Source organism: Pseudomonas sp. K5002 (genome assembly GCF_013386655.1).
Classification (GTDB): domain Bacteria; phylum Pseudomonadota; class Gammaproteobacteria; order Pseudomonadales; family Pseudomonadaceae; genus Aquipseudomonas.
Genome location: NZ_JACARK010001028.1, coordinates 1 through 2,520, shown reverse-complemented (window position 1 = coordinate 2,520; position 2,520 = coordinate 1). Strand labels below are relative to the sequence as shown.

Annotated in this window: 3 protein-coding genes; all 3 read left to right on the top strand. The window is 61.2% G+C overall.

From position 1 onward, the window contains the following. On the top strand, nt 1-604 hold a 604-nt coding region (locus HX846_RS32775; RefSeq protein WP_178967006.1), incomplete at its 5' end, for a sensor histidine kinase KdpD. A gap of 100 nt (nt 605-704) precedes the next feature. Continuing rightward, a complete protein-coding gene (locus HX846_RS32770; RefSeq protein WP_003211449.1) occupies nt 705-1,727 on the top strand; it encodes a transporter in 1,023 nt (340 codons plus the stop codon). Nucleotides 1,728-1,943: 216 nt separating this feature from the next. Continuing rightward, the coding region (locus tag HX846_RS32765) for an inorganic phosphate transporter (RefSeq protein ID WP_178967005.1) at nt 1,944-2,520 on the top strand (577 nt) is incomplete at its 3' end.

The following is a 2,520-nucleotide window of genomic DNA, read 5'->3' as shown; positions in this document are numbered from 1 at the left end:
CAACGTCGGCGCCGAACGGCTGCTGCGCAAACACCCGGACCCGGCCACCGACACGCTGGTGCGGCACATGCTGGCCAGCGGCCGCCGCGCCTCGCAACTGGTGGAGGACGTACTGGACTTTGCCCGCGGGCGAATGGGCAGCGGCATCCCGGTCGACATCAGTGAATGCACTGGGCTTGAAGACACTTTGCAGCATGTGGTGGAAGAGGTGCAGCACGTCCATCCAAAGCGGCTGATTCACGCCCGCATCGGCAATCTCAAGGGTGTGAAAGGCGACCGCGAGCGGCTGGCGCAACTGCTCTCCAACCTGGTGGCCAACGCCATCAGCCACGGCAGTCCCGAAGGGCCGGTTGAGGTCAGTGCGCAGGTCAACGCCGGCACGTTTGAGTTAACGGTGAAAAACCTTGGGCTGATCAGTGAGCAAGCCATGCCGCTGCTGTTCCAGCCCTACTCCCGACCGACGGGCGCCTTGCCCCAGGCCGGGCTGGGCCTGGGTTTGTACATCGTCAAACAGATTGCCGACGCCCATGGCGGGCGGCTGGAAGTGTCTTCCAGCGAGCAGGACGGCACGGTGTTCAGCTTCAGTTTGCCCGCGGGCGATTGACGGCCACCTCAAACCGTCACAAAACCGTCAAATCCTGTTGCCATGATGCGCTCAGGTGAACCTGTGAAATTTCCTACAGGCACTTTCCCTGCGAGCCTCCATGAACCACAGCATCGACCACAGCCACCAGGACTCAGACCTGTTTGGCTTGCTCTACGGTTTTCGTTTCCGCCCCGGTGAAAAGGGCGAACAGATTGATTCAGCCACTGCCCTTGCGGCCTTGCAGCAGCCCGGTGACCCCGACGAATTCCTCTGGCTGCATTTGAACCTGGCCCACGCCGCGTGCGAGCGCTGGATGCAGGCGCACCTGAACCTGCCGGAAGAATTCTTCGAAGCCTTGCACGAAGGCTCACGCTCCACCCGCATCGAACACGTGGACTCGGCCTTGCTGGCGGTGGTCAACGACGTGGTGTTCAACTTCAGCAGCATGGTGTCTTCAGACATTTCCACCTTATGGGTGTGCGCCCGCAGTCGGCTGTTGATCAGCGCGCGCCTGCAACCGCTGCATTCGGTGGACAAGCTGCGCTCGTCGGTTAAGGCCGGTGAACACTTTCGCTCGCCGCTGGAACTGCTGGTGCATTTGCTGCGGGACCAGGGCGAGGTGCTGACACAGATCGTGCGCAAGACCAGCCTCAGCGTCGACCAGATCGAGGACCAGTTGCTGTCGTCACGCCTGTCCACCAACCGCGCCGAACTGGGTGCCGCGCGCCGGGTGCTGGTGCGCCTGCAACGGCTGCTGGCCCTGGAGCCGGGCTCGTTGCTGCGGCTGCTCAACCGCCCGCCACAATGGTTGCAGAAGGAAGACGTGAAAGAGCTGCGCAAATCCACCGAGGAGTTTGCGCTGATCATCAACGACCTGATGGCGTTGGGTGAGCGCATCAAGCTGCTGCAGGAAGAGATCGCCGCCAACCTCAACGAACAGAGCAACCGCACGTTGTTCACCCTGACCGTGGTCACGGTGCTGGCGTTGCCGATCAACATCATTGCCGGTTTTTTTGGCATGAACGTTGGTGGCGTGCCGCTCTCCACAGACCCGGAAGGCTTCTGGATTCTGGTGGCGCTGGTGGCAACGTTTACCCTGATTGCCGGGCGCTGGGCGTTTCGCAAGCGCAAGGATTATTGAATTTGAAATGCGATCAATGTGGGAGCTGGCTTGCCTGCGATAGCGGTGGTGACTGATACACCGCTATCGCAGGCAAGCCAGCTCCCACATTTTATCGGCGGTGTTTTATAGACCGGCGGCAACTTCAATTCCCTAAACACTGATTTACCGCAGCATCTCTGTAACATTCTGCAACGATCATGACGGATATCCTCCCTCAACACTGGATGTTCCGGCATGGCAACCCCTTCGCTGACCGCCTCCACCGCCTCCGTCACCAACGATCCCAAACCGCGCCTGGACAAAAAACCCGGCCTGGTGACGGTGATCATTTTCTTCGCCGTACTCGCCATGGGCCTGTTGTTCACCGCCTACAGCCTGATGCACGACATGCACGAGCTGGGCACGGTGGTCACCACCTGGACGCCGTTCCTGCTGCTGGGCGTGGCGCTGTTGATCGCCCTGGGCTTCGAGTTCGTCAACGGCTTCCACGACACCGCCAACGCGGTGGCCACGGTGATTTACACCAACTCATTGCCACCGCATTTCGCGGTGGTGTGGTCGGGCTTTTTCAACTTCCTCGGCGTGCTGCTATCCAGCGGCGCGGTGGCGTTCGGCATCATCGCCCTGCTGCCGGTAGAGCTGATTTTGCAGGTCGGCTCCTCCGCCGGCTTTGCGATGATCTTCGCGCTGTTGATCGCCGCGATCCTGTGGAACCTCGGCACCTGGTGGCTGGGGCTGCCGGCGTCGTCGTCCCACACCTTGATCGGCTCGATCATCGGCGTGGGCGTGGCCAACGCACTGATGCATGGCC

Coding starts and splice junctions, on each gene's coding strand:
- HX846_RS32770 (WP_003211449.1), top strand. CDS start 705: ATGAACCACAGCATCGACCACAGCCACCAGGACTCAGACCTGTTTGGC.